A 19,837-nucleotide genomic window follows, 5' to 3' on the forward strand; every position below is an offset into this window, starting at 1 on the left:
TCGAGACGTGCCGAGGACGATCCATTCGGGCAAGCCCACGCCGCGAATGTAAATTCCTGCCAGGTCCTCAGCAAGATAGGACATATAGTATCCAGACACGCTCAAACAGCGCCTCTTTTATTCCAGAACTCCAGCCCTGCACCTCACCTTCGGAAGTACCGAAACCCTCCATGCTGTCCCTTGCCCTGGCCGCCCACGCCGGCCTCTTTCTCTCCGCCTTCGGCGCCGCCACTCTGCTGCCCCTGCAATCGGAAGCCGTGCTGGTGGGCCTGCTGCTGGGCGGGCAGTACTCCGTGTGGACGCTGCTGCTGGCAGCCAGCCTGGGCAACGTCCTCGGCTCGCTGGTCAACTGGGTGCTGGGGCGCGGCATCGAGCGCTGGCGTGACCGCCGCTGGTTCCCGGTCAGCGCACAAACGCTGGAGAAGGCGCAGGCGCGCTACCAGCGCTTCGGTAGCTGGTCGCTGCTCTTGAGCTGGGCACCGGTCATCGGCGATCCGCTAACGCTCATCGCCGGCGTCATGCGCGAACCGCTCTGGCGCTTCCTGCTGCTGGTGACGCTGGCCAAGGTCGGCCGCTACGCAATCCTCGCCTGGCTCACGCTGGGCTGAATCGCCCAGCGCCAAAAGCGGACAAGTATTTCGTCCGTTCGTCCTGTTTTGCCACTGCGTGGAAAATTGGCGTCAATAATATCACTACGCCATCATCGATATGGCGCGGCCAGTACGGCTGCCGGCAAACAATGGATGATTCAAAGGGACATTCACGATGTTCAGAAACATGAGTATTGGCCGTCGCGCCACCCTGGGTTTTGCCCTGATGGGCGTCCTGCTGGTGTTCCTCGGACTGTTTTCGCTCTACAAACTCTCGACCCTGCGTGCCGCCTCGGAGGAAATCGACAACAACTGGTTGCTGAGCATCAACCACATGAACCAGCTATCCAGCGACATCGCCCGCATCCGCCTGGAGTCGATGCGCCTGCTGGTCAACCAGGATGAGACCGCGCGCCAGCACAGCCTGGGCCTGATCGCCGACGCACGGCAGGACAAGGACAAAGTCCTGCGCGAATACTCCCGGCTCATCCTCGGCGCCGAAGAACAGCAGCGCGCCGACGAGCTGACCCGCAGCCTCGACACCTACCTTGCGTATGTCGATCAACTGGTCGAGAAGACCCGCCAGAACGACATCGATGGCGCCCGGCTCCTGCTCAACGGCAGCATCACCCAGCAGGGCGCCGAGCTGGGCAAACACCTCACCGCCCTGATCGACCTCAACCGCGACGGCGCCGCAGCCGCGGCCGAGCGCGCCGTAGAACAATTCCAGAGCGGCCGGCTGGTGGTCAGCGGCATCCTCGTGCTCAGCGTGGCGCTGACGTTGCTGCTGGCCTGGCAGCTCACCCGCAGCATCGTCGTCCCCCTCGCCCAGGCCGTGCGCGTCGCGCAGACCATCGCCGGAGGCGACCTAAGCCAGCGCTTGAGCATCGAGGGCCGCGACGAACCGGCGCAACTGCTCAACGCCCTGGCGGACATGCAGGGCCACCTGCGCGAAACCATCCGCGGCATCGGCAACTCCGCCAGCCAGCTCGCCTCCGCCGCCGAGGAAATGAGCAGCGTGATGGAACAGAGCACCCGCGCCCTGCAACAGCAGAGCGACCAGATCGAGCAGGCCGCCACGGCAGTCAACCAGATGACCACCGCCGTGGACGAAGTCGCCAGCAACGCCGCCTCCACCTCCGCCGCCTCCCGCGAGGCCATCGAGGCGGCGCGTTCCGGCCAGGGGCGCGTCAGCGAAACCTCCAGCTCCATCGGCGTGCTGGCCGGTGAAGTCGGCAGCGCCTCGCAGCAGGCCGAAGCGCTGGCCAACCAGGCGCAGGACATCGGCAAGGTGCTGGAAGTCATCCGCAGCGTCGCCGAGCAGACCAACCTGCTGGCGCTCAATGCCGCCATCGAAGCGGCGCGGGCCGGCGAGGCCGGGCGCGGGTTCGCCGTGGTCGCCGACGAAGTCCGCTCGCTGGCGCAACGCACCCAGAGCTCCACCCGGGAAATCGAAGAACTGGTATCGGCCATCCAGAACGGCAGCGACCAGACCGTGGCCGCTCTGCTCAGCAGCACCGCCCACGCCGAGCGTACCGTCGCCCGCACCGGAGAAGCCAGCGCCTCGCTGGAGGTCATCCTCGAACGCATGTCGCAGATCAACGAGCGCAACCTGGTGATCGCCAGCGCCACCGAGGAGCAGGCCCAGGTCGCCCGCGAAGTGGACCGCAACCTGCTGCTGATCCGCGACCTAGCCACCCAGACATCGGCGGGCGCAACCCAGACCAGCGCGGCAAGCCAGGAACTGTCGCGCCTGGCGGTGAACCTCAACGGCATGGTGGCGCGTTTCGTGGTGTAAACCGGTTAGGGAATTTTTCCTACATCGGCGTATCCAATGGCCATCATGGAACGCCACGGGGTGGATAGATGAACGTGTTGAAATTGTCGGCCGTACTGGCCGCGGCGGCGCTGTTGAGCGCCTGCGGCGGCAACCAGGCCAAGGTCTGCGGTTCGGACGACGTGAAGAACCAGTTGGTCAGGATCTTCCTGAGCGGCTCGCTCTCCAGCCAGACCGACGCGTTGAGCAAGGCCGAGCTGAAAGATGTGGCGATCATCGAGAAAGACCCGGACAGCGGCGTGCTGGAATGCGTCGGCACGCTGTCGGTGCCGGTGGTCGGCCAGGTGGCCAGCGGCACGCTCAAGTACCGCATCGCGCCGGCGGCCAAGTCCGAGCACGACTACCTGCTGCTGCTCGCCGACGGCGACCTCGCCAATGCCTTCGCCAAGCGCATCGAAGGCATGATCGCGCGCTGAAGCGTGACTGCCAGAAACGAAAAGGCCGGCCCGTGTGGCCGGCTTTTTCGTAGATGCGCAGGCTGCCCCGATCAGAAACCGTCCAGGTCGATCAGCTCGCCCTCGAAGCGAATCCAGCCGCCGGCATCGTTCGCCTCGCCGCCCTGGATCTCACCGTAGTACGAGAGCCCGTTCTCCAGCGTCACGCACACGTGGGTCGGCTCTTGCGGCGCGTCCAGTTGGCCACTGAAACGCAGCTCGATCACGCCCTCCTCCGGAGCGCTGAGGCTCACCGTGACGCGGGCGTTGTCCACCGCTTCAGCCTCGCGGCCCCAATGCTCGGCGCTGACGGTCACAGTGGCGATTTCCTGTTTCATGCTCGAAGACTCTCCAGAAGACTCCGACGTCAGGTGCGCCGGAAAAAGGCCGTCAGGTTATTCCAGCGCGGCCCTCCAGGCGAGCCCGAAAGCCGGGCGGTCGGGCATGAAGGGCGCACGGGGCGCCCCTCATCGGCAGATCAATCGGCGTGAATATCATTGTGCCGGGTCTCGCGCAGGAACAGCAGCGCGCAGACCAGGCTCACCGCCGCGATCAGCACCGGGTACCACAGGCCATAGAAGATATCCCCGGTGTACACCACCAGCGCGAACGACAACGTCGGCAGCAGGCCGCCGAACCAGCCGTTGCCGATGTGGTACGGCAGCGACAGCGAGGTATAGCGGATACGCGTCGGGAACAGCTCCACCATCAGCGCCGCCAGCGGGCCATAGCAGAGGCAGGAAATCAGCACCAGCGCCACCAGAATGGCGATCACCATGCCCTTGTTGACCATCAACGAATCCGCCTTGACCGGGTAGCCCGCGTCCTTCACCGCAGCGCTCAACGCGGCGGCATCGAAGCCCTCGATGCGCTTCTCGCCCACCGTCACCACCACGCCGCTGCCAGCCGGTGCAGCCTGGGTGCTGTAGGGCACGCCACTCTTCACCAGCAGGGTTTTCACCTGGTCACAGGGGCTGTCGAACTTGGCCTTGCCCACCGGATCGAACTGGAAAGTGCAGGTCGCCGGGTCCGCCATCACAGTGATCGGCGCGGTGCGCGTGGCCTGGTCGATCTGCGGGTTGGCGTAGTGGGTCAGCGCCTTGAACAGCGGGAAGTAGAACACCGCCGCCAGCGCAAGCCCCGCCAGCAGCACCGGCTTGCGGCCGATCTTGTCCGACAGCCAGCCGGCCACCACGAAGAACGGCGCACCGATGATCAGCGAGACGATCAGCAGCTCGTTGGCCAGCGCGCCATCCACCTTCAGTACCTGGGTCAGGAAGAACAGCACATAGAACTGCGCAGTATAGAAAGTCACCGCCTGCCCGGCGTTGATGCTGAACAGCGCCGTCAGCACGATCTTCAGGTTCTTCCAGTTGGTGAACGACTCCTTGAGCGGCGACTTGCTGGTCTTGCCCTCCGCCTTCATCTTCAGGAACGCAGGCGACTCCTGCATCGACAGGCGAATCCAGGTCGAGATGCCCAGCAGCACGATCGACAGCAGGAACGGCAGGCGCCAGCCCCAGGTCTCGAACTCGTCGCCCGTGAAGTAACGGCAGGCGAGGATCACCAGCAGCGACAGCAGCAGGCCGCCGGTGGCGGTGGACTGGATCCAGCTCGTGTAGCTGCCGCGCTTGTTGGCCGGCGCGTGCTCCGCCACATAGATCGCCGCCCCGCCGTACTCGCCGCCCAGCGCCAGCCCCTGGAGCATGCGCAACACGATGAGAATGATCGGTGCCGCCACCCCGATGGTTGCGTAGGACGGCAGCAGGCCGACGCAGAAGGTCGACAGGCCCATCAGCAGAATGGTCGCGAGGAACGTGTACTTGCGCCCGATCATGTCGCCCAGGCGGCCGAACACCAGCGCTCCGAAGGGCCTTACCAGGAAGCCCGCAGCGAAGGCCAGCAGCGCGAAAATGAAGGCCGTGGTGTCGTTCACCCCGGCGAAGAACTGCTTGCTGATGACCGCCGCCAGCGCGCCATAGAGGAAGAAGTCGTACCACTCGAACACCGTACCGAGCGACGAGGCAAAGATCACCTTGCGCTCTTCGCGGCGTGACGACACATGCCGCTCGTAGGAACTGGACTGCGCTACATCGGTCATTGCGGGCTCTCCTGCCCCTTCTGGGGGCTCTTGTTGTTGTCAGCCTCGACTGCCGTGGTTGTCACGCCACGCGATAGCGTTCTTTCGCCGCTCCTGTAGGAGCGGCTTGCATCGATGAAACCAATGACACCGGACTCCCGCGTTCGCGGAAATGACGAGATAAGCGCACACCCCGCAAACGCCAAAGCCCAAGCCCGTAGGATGGGTGGAGCGCAGCGATACCCATCGACTCCATGCACCAACCGCATGGGTATCGCTCTGCTCCACCCATCCTGCGAAAGACGCAACACCGAACTCGCTCACGCGTGACTGGCGAGCTGAAACTCCTGCGCTCCCTCAACCTCATCCACGCGAACGCGGGGCCTGACCTGCAAAATGCGCGCTGGCCTCACGCCACCGGCACCTGCTCCTGCGCGCGCCCACTGGAAGGGATGACCTCCGGTGCGCGTGAGGGTTCGTTCAAAATCATCTGCGCGGCCTTCTCCGCGATCACCAGCACCGGCGAACAACTGTTGCCGGACGTCAGGCTCGGCATGATCGACGCATCGGCAATGCGCAGGCCGGGAATGCCATGCACGCGCAACTGGCTGTCCACCACCGCCCCCGCGCCCTGGCCCATGCGGCAGGTGCCCGCCGGGTGGAAGATCGTCGTGCCGATCTCAGCGGCGGCGCGGTGCAGATCCTCTTCGGTCTGGTAGTCCGGCCCCGGCTTGAACTCCTCCGGGCGGAAGCGTGCCAGCGCCGGAGCCGCGACAATGCGCCGGGTCAGGCGGATGGCATCGGCGGCCACCCGCAAGTCCTGCGGGTGGCTCAGGTAATTGGGCTGGATGACCGGCTTGTCGCGTGGGTCCAGCGAGCGCAGCGACACACTCCCCCGGCTCAGCGGCCGCAGGTCGCACACCGACGCGGTGAACGCCGGAAAGCTGTGCAGCGGCTCGCCGAAGCGCTCCAGCGACAGCGGCTGCACGTGGTATTCCAGGTTCGCCGAACGCTGCGACGGATCGGACTTGGCGAACGCCCCAAGCTGGCTGGGCGCCATCGACAGCGGGCCGCTGCGCCTGAACAGATACTCCAGGCCCATGCCCATCTTGCCCCACAGGCTCGACGCAATCCGGTTCAGCGACGGCGCACCGCTCATGCGGTAGATCAGCCGCAACTGCAAATGATCCTGCAGGTTGCCGCCAACGCCGGAGAGCTCATGGCGCACACCGACGCCCAGCCTCTCCAGCAGGTCGCGCGGGCCGATACCCGAGCGTTGCAGCAGGACCGGCGAATTGATCGCCCCCGCGCAAAGCACCACCTCGCGCCGCGCCCGCAACTGGCGCCGCGCGCCTTGCCAGTCCACCTCCAGCCCCACCGCGCGGCCATCCTCCAGCAGCACGCGATGAGCCTCCACGTTGGTCAGCACCGTCAGGTTCGGGCGATTGGCGATGGGCCGCAGGAACGCCTTCGACGCATTCCAGCGCACACCGCTGCGCTGGTTCACCTGGAAGTAGCCGCAGCCCTCATTGTCGCCACCATTGAAATCCTCCACCGGGCGGATGCCCGACTGCGCCGCCGCCTCGCGGAAAGCATCGAGAATCGCCCACGACAGCCGCTGCTTCTCCACCCGCCATTCGCCACCGGAACCATGCAGTTCACTGGTGCCGGCGAAGTGGTCTTCCATCTTGATGAACAGCGGCAGAAGCTCACTCCAGCTCCAGCCGGGATTACCCTCTGCAGCCCAGCCGTCGTAATCCAGCGCCTGGCCGCGCATGTAGATCATCCCGTTGATCGACGAGCAGCCGCCCAGCGTGCGCCCGCGCGGGTACCTGATCGCCCGGCCATTCAGCCCCGGCACCTGTTCGGTGTCGAAACACCAGTCCGTGCGCGGGTTGCCGATGCAATAGAGATAGCCGACGGGAATGTGAATCCAGGGATAGTTGTCCGGGCCGCCGGCTTCGAGCAGCAGCACACGGTTGGCGGGGTCGGCCGATAGACGATTGGCCAGCAGGCAGCCGGCTGGGCCCGCGCCGACGATCAGGTAGTCATAAGCATCCAGTGCCTGGGGCATGGAAAGTACCTCGTCGTTCTTGTTCTTTTTGGTATGACGATTGAGCCTAGTCGTTCGTTCGCGATAAAAATACGAACGTTTTGAGTCACCCGCTGTGCGTTTTCTAACAACGAGAGCCGCCACGATGTTCGACTGGAACGACCTGCGCTACTTCCTGGAACTGCACCGCAGTGGCCGCCTGCTGACCACCGCCAAGCGCCTCAACACCACCCACGCCACCGTGGCGCGGCATATCGAGAACATCGAGCGCGACCTCGGCACCCAACTGTTCGCCCAGCACACCGGCGGCTACCAGCTCACCCCCGCCGGCCAGGCGCTGCTCAAACACGCCGAGGCGATGGAAAACACCGCCCTGCTCGCCCAGGAAGAAATGAGCCAGGCCATCTCGCCGCTCGGGCAAATCCGCATCGGCGTCACCGAAGGCCTGGGCACCATGTTCCTCGCCCCGCGCATGGGCGAACTGATGCAGCGCTATCCGGGGCTGGAAGTGGAACTGGTGTCGGTGCCGCGCTTCGTCAGCATCACCAACCGCGAGGCCGACATCGCCATCACCCTCGAACGCCCCAGCGCCGACCTGGTGATCAGCCGCCGCCTCACCCGCTACCGCCTGAGCCTGTTCGCCAGCCCCGCCTACCTGGAAAAAGCCCCGCCCCTGCGCGACCGCGAAGACCTCTGCAAACACCCGTGGATCGGCTACGTGGACGACCTGCTGTTCAGCCAGGAACTGATGTTCCACCACAGCTTCTGCCGCCACCCGCAGGTGGTGTTCCGCAGCACCAGCGTCGTCGCCCAGCAACAGGCCGCCCAGGCGGGCATCGGCATCGCCATCCTTCCGCAGTTCATGGGCCTGCATGACCCACTGCTGGTGCCGGTGCTGCCAGAGGAATTCATCGAGCGGGAGTACTGGATGTGTACGCGGCGGGAGCTGCACCGGTCGGTGCGGTTGAGATTGGTATGGGATTTCTTGATGGAGGTTTGCGGGCGGGAACAAGGAGTATTGGTGGAAGGAAAATCCGGAGTGCCTGCGTAGGGCGCATAAAGCGGGACGCTTTATCCGCAGGGCAAATGGCGGATAACGCCTGGGGCGTTATCCGCCCTACGTGCTGGATGTGTACGCGGCGGGAACTGCACCGGTCGGTGCGGTTGAGATTGGTGTGGGATTTCTTAATGGAGGTTTGCGGGCGGGAACAAGGAGTATTGGTGGAAGGAAAATCCGGAGTGCCTGCGTAGGGCGCATAAAGCGGAACGCTTTATCCGCCGGGCAAATGGCGGATAACGCCTGGGGCGTTATCCGCCCTACGTGCTGGATGTGTACGCGGCGGGAACTGCACCGGTCGGTAAGGTTGAGATTGGTGTGGGATTTCTTGATGGAGGTTTGCGGGCGGGAACAAGGAGTATTGGTGGAAGGAAAATCCGGAGTGCCTGCGTAGGGCGCATAAAGCGGGACGCTTTATCCGCCGGGCAAATGGCGGATAACGCCTGGGGCGTTATCCGCCCTACGTGCTGAGCACATTTCGTGGAGAGCGCCCGGAATCGAGCATAGCCAACTTCCAGTGCCTAGCTTTTTCCTACTCAGAATTCAGCATATCTCCGTTGCCCCGCTTGAGCCTCGTATCTAACGTCCCCAGCACGGTGCTGAACACACCCTCGCGGCGGAATACATGCCCGTCAGCATGGAGCGTTTCTAGAAGGACGCCATATCTATGTCCATTTCCACAAACCAATCCCCACTCACCCCCACCCACTTCTTCCGCCACAAACGCCGCCTGCGCGCCCTGTTGATCGAGGGGCAGCCGTGGTTCTCCGTGCGTGACCTCGCCAAGCTGATGAATGCCTTTCTGGAAGACCGCGTCGCGCGCAATCTCGATGCGGATCAGGTGTGCCGCCTTGCCATCGAGGGCGACCACGGGCTGGCTGAGGAGCTGGAGCTGATCAGCGAATCGGGCGTGTATGCCGTGCTGATTCATTTCCACCATCCGGAGAACCGCTGCATCCGCCAATGGATCACCCAGACGGTGGTGCCGAGCTTGCGCGAAGGCGTCAGCGCGACGGATGAGCGGCCACGCCGGCGCCTGCTGCGCTGGGAGCGGCAGCAGTTGAGCGTTCTGGATTGGCAAGGGCAGGTGTGGGTGCCGTTGCCGGAGTTGCCGCAGGTGCTGCGCCTGGGGTGAGTTGCCGCGCCCCGTGGCGGTGGCCGCGGGGCGCCTTCGTGGTGCTGCGTTTTTGCAGCGATGATGGGCAGGATTGCCCACAGAAAATCCGAAGCAAAAATTAAAGCCTTTATAAATCAATCAGTTGAATACTGGCACAAAAAGTGCTGGCGATGCGCCACTCTCCCGGACGCATCGACCATCCCCGCTCGCGCGGCGGCGCCTGCCATAGCTCCGCATCGCCTGGCGCCTTCGTTTGGCTGCTTCGTCCGTCCCTCCGCCTTCATGCCAAGGACTGCAGCCATGTTCCTCAACAAGATTTCCATCCAGTGGAAGGTCACCCTGCTCGCGGGGGTTTGCCTGCTGGGCATCGTCTCGCTGCTGGTGGGCTTGTCGCTGTTCGGCATGGAGCGCAATTCGGACTACGTGAAAACGTCCAGCAGCCGCATGCTCAACGAAACGGCGGAGCTGCGCATCGAGGCCCAGGGCGAGGCGCAGGCGATGGACATTGGCCGGCAGTTCACCGAGGCCTATCTGTACGGCAACGGTTTTGCCCGCGAGGTGCTGCTGTTGCGCGAGCAGGCGCGCAAGAACGGGCTGGACGCAACGCAGGTGCGCGAGGACCTGACCAACCTGGCCAAGGCCGCCGTGCAGCGCAACCCCGCGCTGCTCGGCCTGGCAGTGACATTCGAACAGGGCGCGCTGGATGGGGAGGATGCAAGCTTCGTCGACCAACCGAGCCGGGGCGGCAATGACTCGGGGCGCTACTCGGTCTACTGGTCGCAGCCCACACCGGGCCAGTTGACGCTGCAACTGCTGGGCGAAGCCGACCTGACCGACAGCACCGCCGGCCCCAGCGGCGAGCCGGCCAACGCCTGGTTCGCCTGCCCGCGCGCGACGCAGAAGCCCTGTGTGATCGAACCGTACCTGTATGCGATCAACGGCCAGCAGGTGCTGATGACGAGCATCGCGCTGCCGCTGATGGCGGATGGCAAGCTGGTGGCGTCGCTGTCGGTGGACATCAACCTGGGCAGCCTGCAGGCGCTCAGCCAGCAGGCCAGCGCGCGCCTCTACCAGGGCCAGACGACGGTGAGCATTCTCAGCGCCAAGGGTGTGGTGGCCGGCCACAGCGGCGATGCCGGGCAACTGGGCCGGCGTTTTGCGCAAACGGCGGAAGGCAGCGATGCGGGCCTGCTGGCGTTGCTGGAACGGGGCGATGGCGACCAGAAGCTGCATAGTGACGGTCAGTTGAAGATTCTCGCGTCGTTCAACCCGATCCCCGGCGCGCGGCCCTGGAATGTGCTGCTCAGCGTGCCGGAAGCGGTGCTGGTTGGCCCCGCCGAAGCACTGAAGGCGGAGCTGAACCAGCGCAACCGCAATGGCACGCTGCTGGAGCTGGGCCTCGGCCTGCTGGCGGCGGTGGTGGGCCTGGTGCTGGTGTGGCTGATGGCGCTGGGCGTGACCCGGCCGATTCTCGGGGTGGCACACATGCTGGAGGACATCGCCAGTGGCGAGGGCGATCTGACGCGCCGCCTGGCCTACGACAAGCGCAACGAGCTGGGCCGCCTGGCCGGCTGGTTCAACCGTTTTCTGGACAAGCTGCAACCGGTGATCGCCGAGGTGAAAAGCTCGGTGCAGGACGCCCGTGGTACCGCTGACCAGTCGGCCTCCATCGCCACCCAGACGAGCGCCGGCATGGAGCGCCAGTACAAGCAGGTGGACCAGGTGGCGACGGCCTTCCACGAGATGAGCGCCACTGCCCAGGAGGTGGCGCGCAGCGCGGCCCAGGCGGCGCAGGCGGCCCGCGAGGCAGACCAGGCGGCGCGCCACGGGCTGTCGGTGATCGATACGACGACCCAGAGCATCCACCGCCTGGCCACCGGCATGAGCGAGGCGATGAGCGAGGTGCAGGGCCTGGCCAGCAACAGCGAGCGGATCGGTTCGGTACTCGAGGTCATTCGCGGCATCGCCGAGCAGACCAACCTGCTGGCGCTCAACGCGGCCATCGAGGCGGCCCGCGCCGGCGAAGCCGGGCGTGGTTTTGCGGTGGTGGCCGACGAGGTGCGCAACCTGGCACGCCGCACGCAGGAATCGGTGGAGGAAACCCGGCTGGTGATCGAGCAACTGCAAACCGGCACCCGCGAGGTGGTGGATTCGATGGGCAGCAGCCACAGCCAGGCACAGGAGAGCGTCGAGCAGGTCAGCCAGGCGGTGGTGGCGCTGCAGCAGATCGGCAGCGCGGTGTCGGTGATCACCGATATGAGTCACCAGATCGCCAGCGCGGCCGAAGAGCAGAGCGCGGTGGCCGATGAGATCAACGGCAACGTGGCGAATATCCGCGATGTCACCGAGTCGCTCACCGGCCAGGCCAACGAGTCGGCGCGGGTGAGCCAGGCGCTGAACAATCTGGCGAACCAGCAGCAGCGCCTGATGGATCAGTTCAGGGTCTAGGCAGGCTAGACCCGCAACGCGCCGCGAAAGCCGCGCGCGGCGTAATAGGACTGGGCACCGTTGTGGTAGACGAACACGGTGTCGTAACGGCGGTCGCAGAACAGCGCGCCGCCGAGCTTGCGGATGGCCGGGGGCGTCTGTACCCAACTGGAGGTCTTGGCGTCGAATTCGCCGAGCTGCTGCAAGGCGCGGTACTGCGCTTCGCTCAAGAGCTCGATGCCCATCGCCTCGGCCTGTTCCAGCGCGCTGCCGGCGGGCTTGTTTTCCTTGCGGGCGTCGAGCGCCTGGCGGTCGAAGCAGAGGCTGCGACGGCCTGCGGGGCTTTCCGCGGAGCAGTCGACGAACAGGTACTCGCCACTCGTCTCATCGAAGCCGACCACATCCGGCTCGCCGCCGGTGCTTTCCATTTCCGCCAGCGCCCGCAGCTTTTCCGGCTTGGACTCCAGCCGTGCCCGGACCTTGGCCCAGTCGATGGCGGGGTGGCGGCTTGCGTGCTTTTCGAAGCGTGCTTGCAGTACGGCGATCAGTTCGGCGCGTTGCTTGGCGTTCATCGGCGGCTCCTGGCGATCTGGCGGTTGGCATGGCGCGGCAGGCGGCGTTCCCATCCCGCCAGAGCGAGCTCCACGGACGCGGCGTTACTCGGCGCGGGCGTGTTCGACCTTGTCGGACGCCGACCAGATGCGGTAGCGCACTTCGATGTCCTTGGGCGCATAGATCACGATGGGCAGCTTGCTGTTGTAGCGCAGCACGAAGCCATCGCCGACCACCGCCACGAATTCCTTCGTGGTCTTGCCGTCCGGGCAGGCCATCAGGGTGCTGGCCGGGCCGCTGACCTTGTCCAGGCGATAGTAGGAGTAGCCCCAACCTTCCAGGGTTTTCTCTTCCAGGGTGCCGCCCAGGCGCTGGCGATTGCAGTCGACGGAGAGGGTCTTGCCGGCCAGGACTTCGACCTTGAAGTCTTCTTCGTGGGCCTGTTTGGGCAGGTGGATGACCTGGCGGACGAAGCCTGCCTCGGCCTTGGGATAGGGGGCTACGTCTTCGAGCTTGGCGGCGTTGGCCTGGGTGACGGTAGCGGCGAGCAGCATTGCGGTGGTGAGGGTGGTGCGGGTAAAGGGCATGAAGCCTCCTTGCTGGCGAGCGCCCCACGGGGTGCGCCCGTCCGGGCTGACTGAGCCGGTTGGACCGCGCGTGCGGGCGAATGCTCCCGCACGCACGGTCGCAAAATGTTTCAGGGCACGGTGTTCCGGTTCAAGCCACTTCGCCGCCGCTCTTGGCCTGCTGTTCGAGGTGAGCCTGCAGCTCCGGGGCGAGGCCGAGGTTGTAGGCCAGTTCGTCCAGGTAGTTGCGTTCGCTGTCCTGCTGGTCGTCCACCAGCATCACACTGGCCAGGTACATCTCGGCGGCCATGCCGGCATCGCCTTGCGCGGCCTGCGCCACGTCGCTGGCGTCCAGTGGCTTCTGTAGTTCGGCATCGAGCCAGGCTTGCAGTTCCGGCTCACCGGCGTGGCGGGAAATCTCGGCGTAGATGGCCTGCCTTTCCTTGTCGTCGATGCGGCCGTCGGCCCTGGCGGCGGCGATCAGCGCGATGAGGATGGCGTGGCTGTGGGCTTCGGCGTCGTCGCCGGAAAGCTGGTCGACGGTGACCGGCGCCTGCTGGGGAGCGCTGGCCTGCTGCTGGCGCTGCCAGTTCTGGTACGCCTGGAAGGCCATCATGCCCAGGGAGGCGAGCATGGCGTAGTTGACGCCGCCACCGGAGCCGGAACGCCCCTGCGGCACACCAGCACCGCTGCTGCCACCGCCGAGCATGCTGCCGAGCACGCCACCCAGCCCACCGAGGCCGCCCGCGCCACCGCCGCCGCCGAGCAGGCCACCCAGCAAACCGCCAAGGCCGCCCAGGCCTGCGGCGCCGCCCCCTTGTTGCGCCGCGGAGCCTTGTCCGGCTCGCAGCAGTTGTTCCAGCAGATCGGTTGTGTTCATGGGATGGCCCTCGCCAACGCGCGCAGTGCGTTGGGCAACGATAGTCCCACCACACCGATGCGCCAGCGCCGTTCGCCGGGCCGGCGCCGATGCCAGTGCCGCGCGCCTCGTCGGGCCGCGTCAGCCACCGGGGCGGTCCGTCAGGCCGGCACCGCCTGCAAGGCTTTTGCCGCCTGCGCTTCCAGCTCGGCCTTGAGGCCGGCATCGAGGCTGAGCTGGCGGCCCAGTTCGTCGAGGTAGGCACGCTCCATGAAGTTGGTTTCGTCGATCATCAGCAGGCTGGCCAGGTACATCTCGGCGGCCATTTCCTCGCTGGTGGCGGCGCGGGCGACTTCCGCCGGATCGAGCGGCTTGGCCAGCTCCCGGTCGAGCCAGCCCTGCAGTTCGATGTCGCCGGTGAGCTTGGCTATTTCGCCGTCGATCAACTGGCGTTCGCGGTCATCGATGTGTCCGTCGGCTTTCGCGGCGGCGACGATGGCCCGCAGGATGGCGTGGCTGTGCTGTTCGGCCTGGGCCGGCGGCAGGCGGTCGACGGTCTGCGGCTCGCCGCGCGGGGCGCTGGCCTGCTTCTGCTGCCAGTTGCCGTAGGCCTTGTAAGCGAGCAAACCGAGCGCTGCGAGGCCACCGTAGGTGACGACCTTGCCGCCCACCTTGCGGGCCTTCTTGCTGCCCATCAGCAGGCCCAGCGCACCGGCGGCCAGGGCGCCACCGCCCGCGCCGGAAAGCAGGCTGCCCAGGTCCAGCCCGCCCTTGCTGCCCTGGGCCGGCTGGCCGCCACCTTGCTGGGCAAGGCCCTTGTTCTGCATGAGTTCCTGGCCGGATTTGAGCAACTGGTCGAGCAGGCCGCGTGTGTTCATGGCGATCTCCACTGTCTGGCGATTCGAAAACTGTGGATTCCGACTCTAGCCCGTAGCCGGATTCAGGCGGAGCGGCAGTGTGCTTCCGAATATTGCGGGCCTTTCCCGGCGGGCCCGCAGCGCGATGGCCGCCTTCCATTCTATTTAAAAGAATGCTCCTATAGATTTTCGATAATCAACAATGAATAGCACCCTGCCGCGCCTGGATAGCGCTCTAGACTGCGGCTTCGCGTGCTCCACCGATTCGCAAGCGGTCCACCGCCCATGATGACGCTCCGCCAGATCCGCCACTTCATTGCCGTCGCCGAGACCGGCTCGATTTCCGCCGCCGCCCAGGCCGTGTTCATTTCGCAGTCCACGCTGACCCTCGCCATCCAGCAACTGGAGGAGGAAATCGGCGTGCGCCTGTTCGACCGCCACGCCAAGGGCATGACCCTGACGCACCAGGGCCACCAGTTCCTGCGCCAGGCGCACCTGATCCTGGCGACGGTTGAGAACGCCAAGCGCAGCCTGCAGCAGAGCACCGACAAGGTCGCCGGCAGCCTCACCATCGGGGTGACCAGCCTGGTAGCCGGTTACTACCTGGCGGACCTGATCAACCGCTTCCAGCGCGCCTACCCCAACGTGCAGACCCGCGTGGTGGAGGACGAACGTCCGTATATCGAGCACTTGCTGGTGAGCGGCGAGATCGACGTGGGCGTGCTGATTCTCTCCAACCTGGAAGACCGCCACGCCCTGCAAACGGAGGTGCTGACGCACTCGCCGCACCGCCTGTGGCTGCCGGCGCAGCACCCGCTGCTGGAGCGCGACAGCATCGGCCTGGCCGATGTGGCCGGTGAGCCTTTGATCCAGTTGAACGCCGACGAGATGGGCCTGCACACCCAGCGCATCTGGTCGCGCGCCGGGCTGGTGCCGCAGGTGACGCTGCGCACGGCGTCCGTGGAGGCGGTGCGAAGCCTGGTGGCGGCGGGACTGGGCCTGTCGATCCAGCCGGACATGACCTACCGTCCGTGGTCGCTGGAGGGCGACATCATCGAGGCGCGACCGCTGGTGGACTTGTCCGAGCCACTGGACGTCGGCCTCGCCTGGCGTCGCGGCACGGCACGCCCGCCACTGGTGGACCCATTCCTCACCGTGGCCCGCGAGCAGCCCAACGCGAAGAAGCTGTCGATCTAGACGTAGGGCGAATAACCGCGTGCAGTTATCCGCCGCTATGGTTGGAGACTGAATCTGCTGCGCATATCGCCTGTGGCGTATGCGCCCTGCCACGAGAGACCCAGTATTCGATTAAATCGAACGCCGCTTTCAGTAATTAGAATTTGTAGACCCCACGCCCGGAATCTAGTCTCTGCCTCCATACAAAAGGGCCAGCTCCGGACATCGCCCCCCAGTCGGAGCACGCACATGGTCCCTGAAAACAAGACAGACAAACGACGAGCTTCCAAGATGACTGGCGCAACCCTGCATACCGCCTTGCTGATCGACGGCCAACTGGTCGCCGGCGAAGGCATTGCCGAGCCGATCATCAACCCCACCACTGGCGAAACCATCGTCAGCATCGCCGACGGTTCCATCGATCAGGTCGAGCAGGCCATCGCCGCTGCGCACCGCGCCTTCCCGGCCTGGGCCCGCACCACACCCGCGCAACGCGCCACTGCCCTGCTCGCCATCGCCGACGCCATCGAAAGGCGCGCGAACGATCTCGCCCAGCTGGAGTCGTTGAACTGCGGCAAGCCGCTGCATCTCGCACGCCAGGACGACATCCCGGCCACCGCCGATGTGTTCCGCTTCTTCGCCGGCGCCGTGCGCTGCCAGCAGGGCCAGCTCGCCGGCGAATACGTACCCGGCCATACCAGCATGGTGCGCCGCGACCCGGTTGGCGTGGTCGCGTCCATCGCGCCGTGGAACTACCCGTTGATGATGGCGGCGTGGAAGATCGCCCCGGCGCTGGCCGCCGGCAACACGCTGGTGTTCAAGCCATCCGAGCACACTCCGCTGAGCATCCTGGCGCTGGCTCCGGCGCTGGCGGAAATCCTCCCGGCAGGCGTGATCAACATCGTCTGTGGCGGCGGCGAGGGTGTCGGCAGCCACCTGGTCAGCCACCCGAAGGTGCGCATGGTTTCGCTCACCGGCGACATCGTGACCGGGCAGAAGATTCTCCAGGCCGCCGCGCGCACCCTCAAACGCACCCATCTGGAGCTGGGCGGCAAGGCCCCGGTGATCGTCTGCAACGACGCCGACCTCGACGCGGTGGTCCAGGGCGTGCGCACCCACGGTTACTACAACGCCGGCCAGGACTGCACCGCAGCCTGCCGCATCTACGCGCAGGCCGGTATCCATGATCGCCTGGTGGCGGAGCTGGGCGACGCCGTGGCGAGCATTCGCTTTGCCCGCAAGCGCGACGCCGACAACGAGATCAGCCCGCTGATCAGCGCCCGCCAGCGCGACCGCGTGGCCAGCTTCGTCGAACGAGCCCTTGGCCAGCCGCATATCGAGCGCGTCACCGGCGCCGCCGTGCATTCGGGCCCCGGTTTCTATTACCAGCCGACCCTGCTGGCCGGATGCAAGCAGCAGGACGAGATCGTCCAGCGCGAGGTGTTCGGCCCGGTGGTCACCGTGACCCGCTTCGAACAGTTGGAACAGGCGGTGGACTGGGCCAACGACTCCGAGTACGGCCTGGCTTCCTCGGTGTGGACGCAGAACCTCGACAAGGCATTCCAGATCGCCAACCGCCTGCAGTACGGCTGCACCTGGATCAACACCCATTTCATGCTCGCCAGCGAGATGCCCCACGGCGGGCTCAAGCGTTCGGGCTACGGCAAGGACCTGTCCAGCGACTCGCTACAGGACTACAGCGTGGTGCGCCACATCATGGCGCGCCACGGGCAGCAACTGGATTGAACCATCCGGCGGGGCCGCCCGCCGGCACATAAGAAACGCCCCGGCGGTACGCCGCGCGAGGGCTGTTGCTCGATTGATCCTGCCCCAGCAATAGAGACAACAACGAGAGGGAGACACCCAATGCGCAAGACAGCACTGCTCAGTGCCATCACCACCGCCCTGCTGGCCAGTGCCAGCGTGCAGGCCGCCGAGGCTCTGAAAGAGGTCGGCAAAGGCGAAGGCCGCCTGGATATCATCGCCTGGCCCGGCTACATCGAACGCGGCCAGTCCGACAAGAACTACGACTGGGTCACCCAGTTCGAGAAGGACACCGGCTGCCAGGTCAACGTAAAGACTGCCGCCACCTCCGACGAGATGGTCAGCCTGATGGCCAAGGGCGGCTATGACCTGGTCACCGCTTCGGGTGACGCGTCCCTGCGCCTGATCTACGGCAAGCGCGTGCAGCCCATCGATCCGTCGCTGATCCCGAACTGGAAGAACATCGACCCGCGCCTGAAGGATGCCGCCTGGTACGTGGTCAACGGCAAGACTTACGGCGCGCCGTACCAGTGGGGCCCGAACCTGCTGATGTACAACACCAAGGTCTTCCCCACCGCGCCGGATAGCTGGAAAGTGGTGTTCGATGCGCAGAACCTGCCCGACGGCAAGCCGAACAAGGGCCGCGTGCAGGCCTACGACGGCCCGATCTACGTCGCCGATGCGGCGCTGTACCTGAAGGCCACCCAGCCGGAACTGGGCATCACCGACCCCTACCAGCTCGACGAGAAGCAGTACGCCGCCGTGGTCGAACTGCTGCGCAAGCAGCATGACCTGATCCACCGCTACTGGCACGACACCACCGTGCAGATGAGCGACTTCAAGAACGAAGGGGTGGCCGCTTCCAGCGCCTGGCCTTACCAGGCCAACGCCCTGAAGGCCGAAGGTCAGCCAATCGCCACCGTCTTCCCAAAGGAAGGCGTCACCGGCTGGGCCGACACCACCATGCTGCACGCCGAAGCCCAGCACCCGAGCTGCGCCTACAAGTGGCTGAACTGGTCGCTGGAGCCCAAGGTGCAGGGCGACGTCGCCGCCTGGTTCGGCTCGGTGCCGGCCGTACCCGAAGGCTGCAAGGCCAGCGCCCTGCTGGGTGGCGAGGGCTGCGCCACCAACGGCTACAACCAGTTCGACAAGATCGCGTTCTGGAAGACCCCGGTGGCCGAGGGCGGCAAGTTCGTCCCGTACAGCCGCTGGACCCAGGACTATATCGGGATCATGGGCGGCCGCTAAACGCCAACAGGTAGCTACTGCGCGGCCCTGATCCGCGCCCGGGCAGCGCTCGAAACCGTCACGGTTCCCGAGCGCCGCCCGCGACGCTGCCTGTACGGCCGTTGCCTCTTCTCCGTACCGATTCACCCGTATTTCAGATTTACGGGCAGGGTTCTGCTACGCCTGATTCCTGCCCCTTGGAGCGTGCACCATGACCACCCCCGCTGTTCAATTCACCCAGGTCTCCCGCCAGTTCGGCGAGGTGAAGGCCGTTGACCGGGTGTCCATCGACATCAAGGACGGCGAATTCTTCTCCATGCTCGGCCCGTCGGGTTCGGGCAAGACCACCTGCCTGCGTCTGATCGCCGGCTTCGAGCAACCCACCGCAGGCTCCATCCGCATTCATGGCGAGGAGGCCGCCGGCCTTCCGCCCTACCAGCGCGACGTCAACACGGTGTTCCAGGACTACGCGCTGTTCCCGCACATGAGCGTGCTGGAGAACGTCGCCTACGGCCTGAAAGTGAAGGGCATCGGCAAGAGCGAGCGCCTCAAGCGCGCCGAAGAAGCGCTGAGCATGGTCGCCCTGGGCGGCTACGGCACCCGCAAGCCGGTGCAGCTCTCCGGCGGCCAGCGCCAGCGCGTGGCCCTGGCCCGCGCCCTGGTGAATCGCCCGCGCGTGCTGCTGCTGGACGAACCCCTCGGCGCACTCGACCTGAAGCTGCGCGAGCAGATGCAGAGCGAGCTGAAGAAGCTGCAGCGCCAACTGGGCATCACCTTCATCTTCGTCACCCACGACCAGAGCGAAGCACTGTCCATGTCCGACCGCGTGGCGGTGTTCAACAAAGGCCGCATCGAACAGGTGGATACCCCGCGCAACCTGTACATGAAGCCGGCGACCCCGTTCGTAGCGGAGTTCGTCGGCACCTCCAACGTACTGCGCGGCGACATCGCCCAGTCCCTCACCGGCAACGCCCAGCCGTTCTCCATTCGCCCGGAACACATCCGCTTCGCCCAGGGTGAGCGCGGCGCGTCGGACGTGGAAATCAGCGGCCTGCTGCACGACATCCAGTACCAGGGTTCGGCAACCCGCTACGAGATCCGCCTCGACAACGGCCAGAACCTCTGCCTCAGCCAGGCCAACAGCCAGTGGGCCGACACCGACCTAGCCCACCAGCCGGGCCAGCGCGTGACCGCTCGCTGGGCGCGCGAGGCGATGGTGGTGCTGAACGAGGGCGCGTGAC

General features: G+C 65.7%; 17 protein-coding genes and 3 pseudogenes. 13 read left to right on the top strand and 7 right to left on the bottom strand.

Annotation, left to right across the window (positions count from 1 at the left end; all coding sequences use genetic code 11):
- Positions 1-170 precede the first annotated feature (170 nt).
- From OU419_RS21625 to OU419_RS21635, 3 genes are all read left to right on the top strand, one after another.
- Positions 171-608: a YqaA family protein gene (locus OU419_RS21625; protein ID WP_254470698.1), complete on the top strand. Its 438-nt coding sequence runs from the start codon at positions 171-173 to the stop codon at positions 606-608.
- A gap of 157 nt (positions 609-765) precedes the next feature.
- Positions 766-2,388 (top strand): methyl-accepting chemotaxis protein, encoded by a 1,623-nt coding sequence (locus OU419_RS21630; protein ID WP_254500510.1) that lies wholly within the window; start codon positions 766-768, stop codon positions 2,386-2,388.
- A gap of 68 nt (positions 2,389-2,456) precedes the next feature.
- On the top strand, positions 2,457-2,843 hold the full coding sequence (locus OU419_RS21635; protein ID WP_254470696.1) for a hypothetical protein: 387 nt from the start codon (positions 2,457-2,459) through the stop codon (positions 2,841-2,843).
- Between the two features lie 71 nt (positions 2,844-2,914).
- Here the strand turns inward: OU419_RS21635 and OU419_RS21640 are convergent, their stop codons facing one another.
- The 3 genes from OU419_RS21640 to OU419_RS21650 all read right to left on the bottom strand — a co-directional run bounded on the left by OU419_RS21640 (position 2,915) and on the right by OU419_RS21650 (position 7,015).
- Entirely contained in the window at positions 2,915-3,199 is a 285-nt protein-coding gene (locus OU419_RS21640) for a hypothetical protein (RefSeq protein ID WP_254470695.1), read from the bottom strand.
- Positions 3,200-3,339: 140 nt separating this feature from the next.
- Positions 3,340-4,962, bottom strand: a complete 1,623-nt coding sequence (locus tag OU419_RS21645) for an MFS transporter (RefSeq protein WP_254470694.1) — start codon at positions 4,960-4,962, stop codon at positions 3,340-3,342.
- 388 nt (positions 4,963-5,350) lie between these two features.
- Positions 5,351-7,015 (bottom strand): GMC family oxidoreductase, encoded by a 1,665-nt coding sequence (locus OU419_RS21650; RefSeq protein ID WP_254470693.1) that lies wholly within the window; start codon positions 7,013-7,015, stop codon positions 5,351-5,353.
- Between the two features lie 124 nt (positions 7,016-7,139).
- Here OU419_RS21650 and OU419_RS21655 point away from each other — a divergent pair, with 124 nt between their 5' ends.
- The 6 genes and pseudogenes from OU419_RS21655 to OU419_RS29065 all read left to right on the top strand — a co-directional run bounded on the left by OU419_RS21655 (position 7,140) and on the right by OU419_RS29065 (position 11,616).
- The gene (locus OU419_RS21655; RefSeq protein WP_254470692.1) at positions 7,140-8,045 is read left to right on the top strand and encodes a LysR family transcriptional regulator; all 906 of its coding nucleotides are present in this window, start codon (positions 7,140-7,142) and stop codon (positions 8,043-8,045) included.
- Positions 8,046-8,119: 74 nt separating this feature from the next.
- A pseudogene (locus tag OU419_RS21660) lies at positions 8,120-8,245 on the top strand (LysR family transcriptional regulator); the annotation flags it as partial.
- A gap of 74 nt (positions 8,246-8,319) precedes the next feature.
- Positions 8,320-8,445: pseudogene (locus tag OU419_RS21665) on the top strand (LysR family transcriptional regulator); the annotation flags it as partial.
- Positions 8,446-8,718: 273 nt separating this feature from the next.
- The gene (locus OU419_RS21670; protein WP_254470691.1) at positions 8,719-9,186 is read left to right on the top strand and encodes a BRO-N domain-containing protein; all 468 of its coding nucleotides are present in this window, start codon (positions 8,719-8,721) and stop codon (positions 9,184-9,186) included.
- A 1,467-nt stretch (positions 9,187-10,653) separates the two neighbouring features.
- Positions 10,654-10,710 (top strand): annotated as a pseudogene (locus OU419_RS29060) (hypothetical protein); the annotation flags it as partial.
- Positions 10,711-10,911: 201 nt separating this feature from the next.
- Positions 10,912-11,616 carry a methyl-accepting chemotaxis protein gene (locus OU419_RS29065; RefSeq protein ID WP_408004962.1) on the top strand — a complete coding sequence of 235 codons (705 nt, stop codon included), beginning with the start codon at positions 10,912-10,914 and terminating at the stop codon, positions 11,614-11,616.
- Positions 11,617-11,621: 5 nt separating this feature from the next.
- Here the strand turns inward: OU419_RS29065 and OU419_RS21680 are convergent, their stop codons facing one another.
- The 4 genes from OU419_RS21680 to OU419_RS21695 all read right to left on the bottom strand — a co-directional run bounded on the left by OU419_RS21680 (position 11,622) and on the right by OU419_RS21695 (position 14,450).
- On the bottom strand, positions 11,622-12,167 hold the full coding sequence (locus tag OU419_RS21680) for a DUF4256 domain-containing protein (protein WP_254470689.1): 546 nt from the start codon (positions 12,165-12,167) through the stop codon (positions 11,622-11,624).
- 84 nt (positions 12,168-12,251) lie between these two features.
- The gene (eco, locus tag OU419_RS21685) at positions 12,252-12,734 is read right to left on the bottom strand and encodes a serine protease inhibitor ecotin (protein ID WP_254470688.1); all 483 of its coding nucleotides are present in this window, start codon (positions 12,732-12,734) and stop codon (positions 12,252-12,254) included.
- Between the two features lie 130 nt (positions 12,735-12,864).
- Positions 12,865-13,593 carry a DUF533 domain-containing protein gene (locus tag OU419_RS21690; protein WP_254470687.1) on the bottom strand — a complete coding sequence of 243 codons (729 nt, stop codon included), beginning with the start codon at positions 13,591-13,593 and terminating at the stop codon, positions 12,865-12,867.
- A gap of 140 nt (positions 13,594-13,733) precedes the next feature.
- Entirely contained in the window at positions 13,734-14,450 is a 717-nt protein-coding gene (locus OU419_RS21695) for a tellurite resistance TerB family protein (RefSeq protein WP_254470686.1), read from the bottom strand.
- A 264-nt stretch (positions 14,451-14,714) separates the two neighbouring features.
- Between OU419_RS21695 and OU419_RS21700 the strand changes: the two genes are divergently transcribed.
- The 4 genes from OU419_RS21700 to OU419_RS21715 all read left to right on the top strand — a co-directional run bounded on the left by OU419_RS21700 (position 14,715) and on the right by OU419_RS21715 (position 19,836).
- On the top strand, positions 14,715-15,626 hold the full coding sequence (locus tag OU419_RS21700; protein WP_254470685.1) for a LysR family transcriptional regulator: 912 nt from the start codon (positions 14,715-14,717) through the stop codon (positions 15,624-15,626).
- Between the two features lie 270 nt (positions 15,627-15,896).
- Complete coding sequence (locus tag OU419_RS21705; RefSeq protein WP_254470684.1) at positions 15,897-17,351, top strand: gamma-aminobutyraldehyde dehydrogenase; 1,455 nt, start codon at positions 15,897-15,899, stop codon at positions 17,349-17,351.
- Positions 17,352-17,471: 120 nt separating this feature from the next.
- Positions 17,472-18,617, top strand: coding sequence for a putative ABC transporter substrate-binding protein YdcS (ydcS, locus tag OU419_RS21710; protein WP_254470683.1), 1,146 nt, complete (start codon positions 17,472-17,474; stop codon positions 18,615-18,617).
- A gap of 190 nt (positions 18,618-18,807) precedes the next feature.
- Complete coding sequence (locus OU419_RS21715; RefSeq protein WP_254470682.1) at positions 18,808-19,836, top strand: ABC transporter ATP-binding protein; 1,029 nt, start codon at positions 18,808-18,810, stop codon at positions 19,834-19,836.
- Position 19,837: the final 1 nt, after the last annotated feature.

Origin of the sequence: Pseudomonas triclosanedens (genome assembly GCF_026686735.1) — a bacterium.
Lineage (GTDB): Bacteria > Pseudomonadota > Gammaproteobacteria > Pseudomonadales > Pseudomonadaceae > Pseudomonas > Pseudomonas triclosanedens.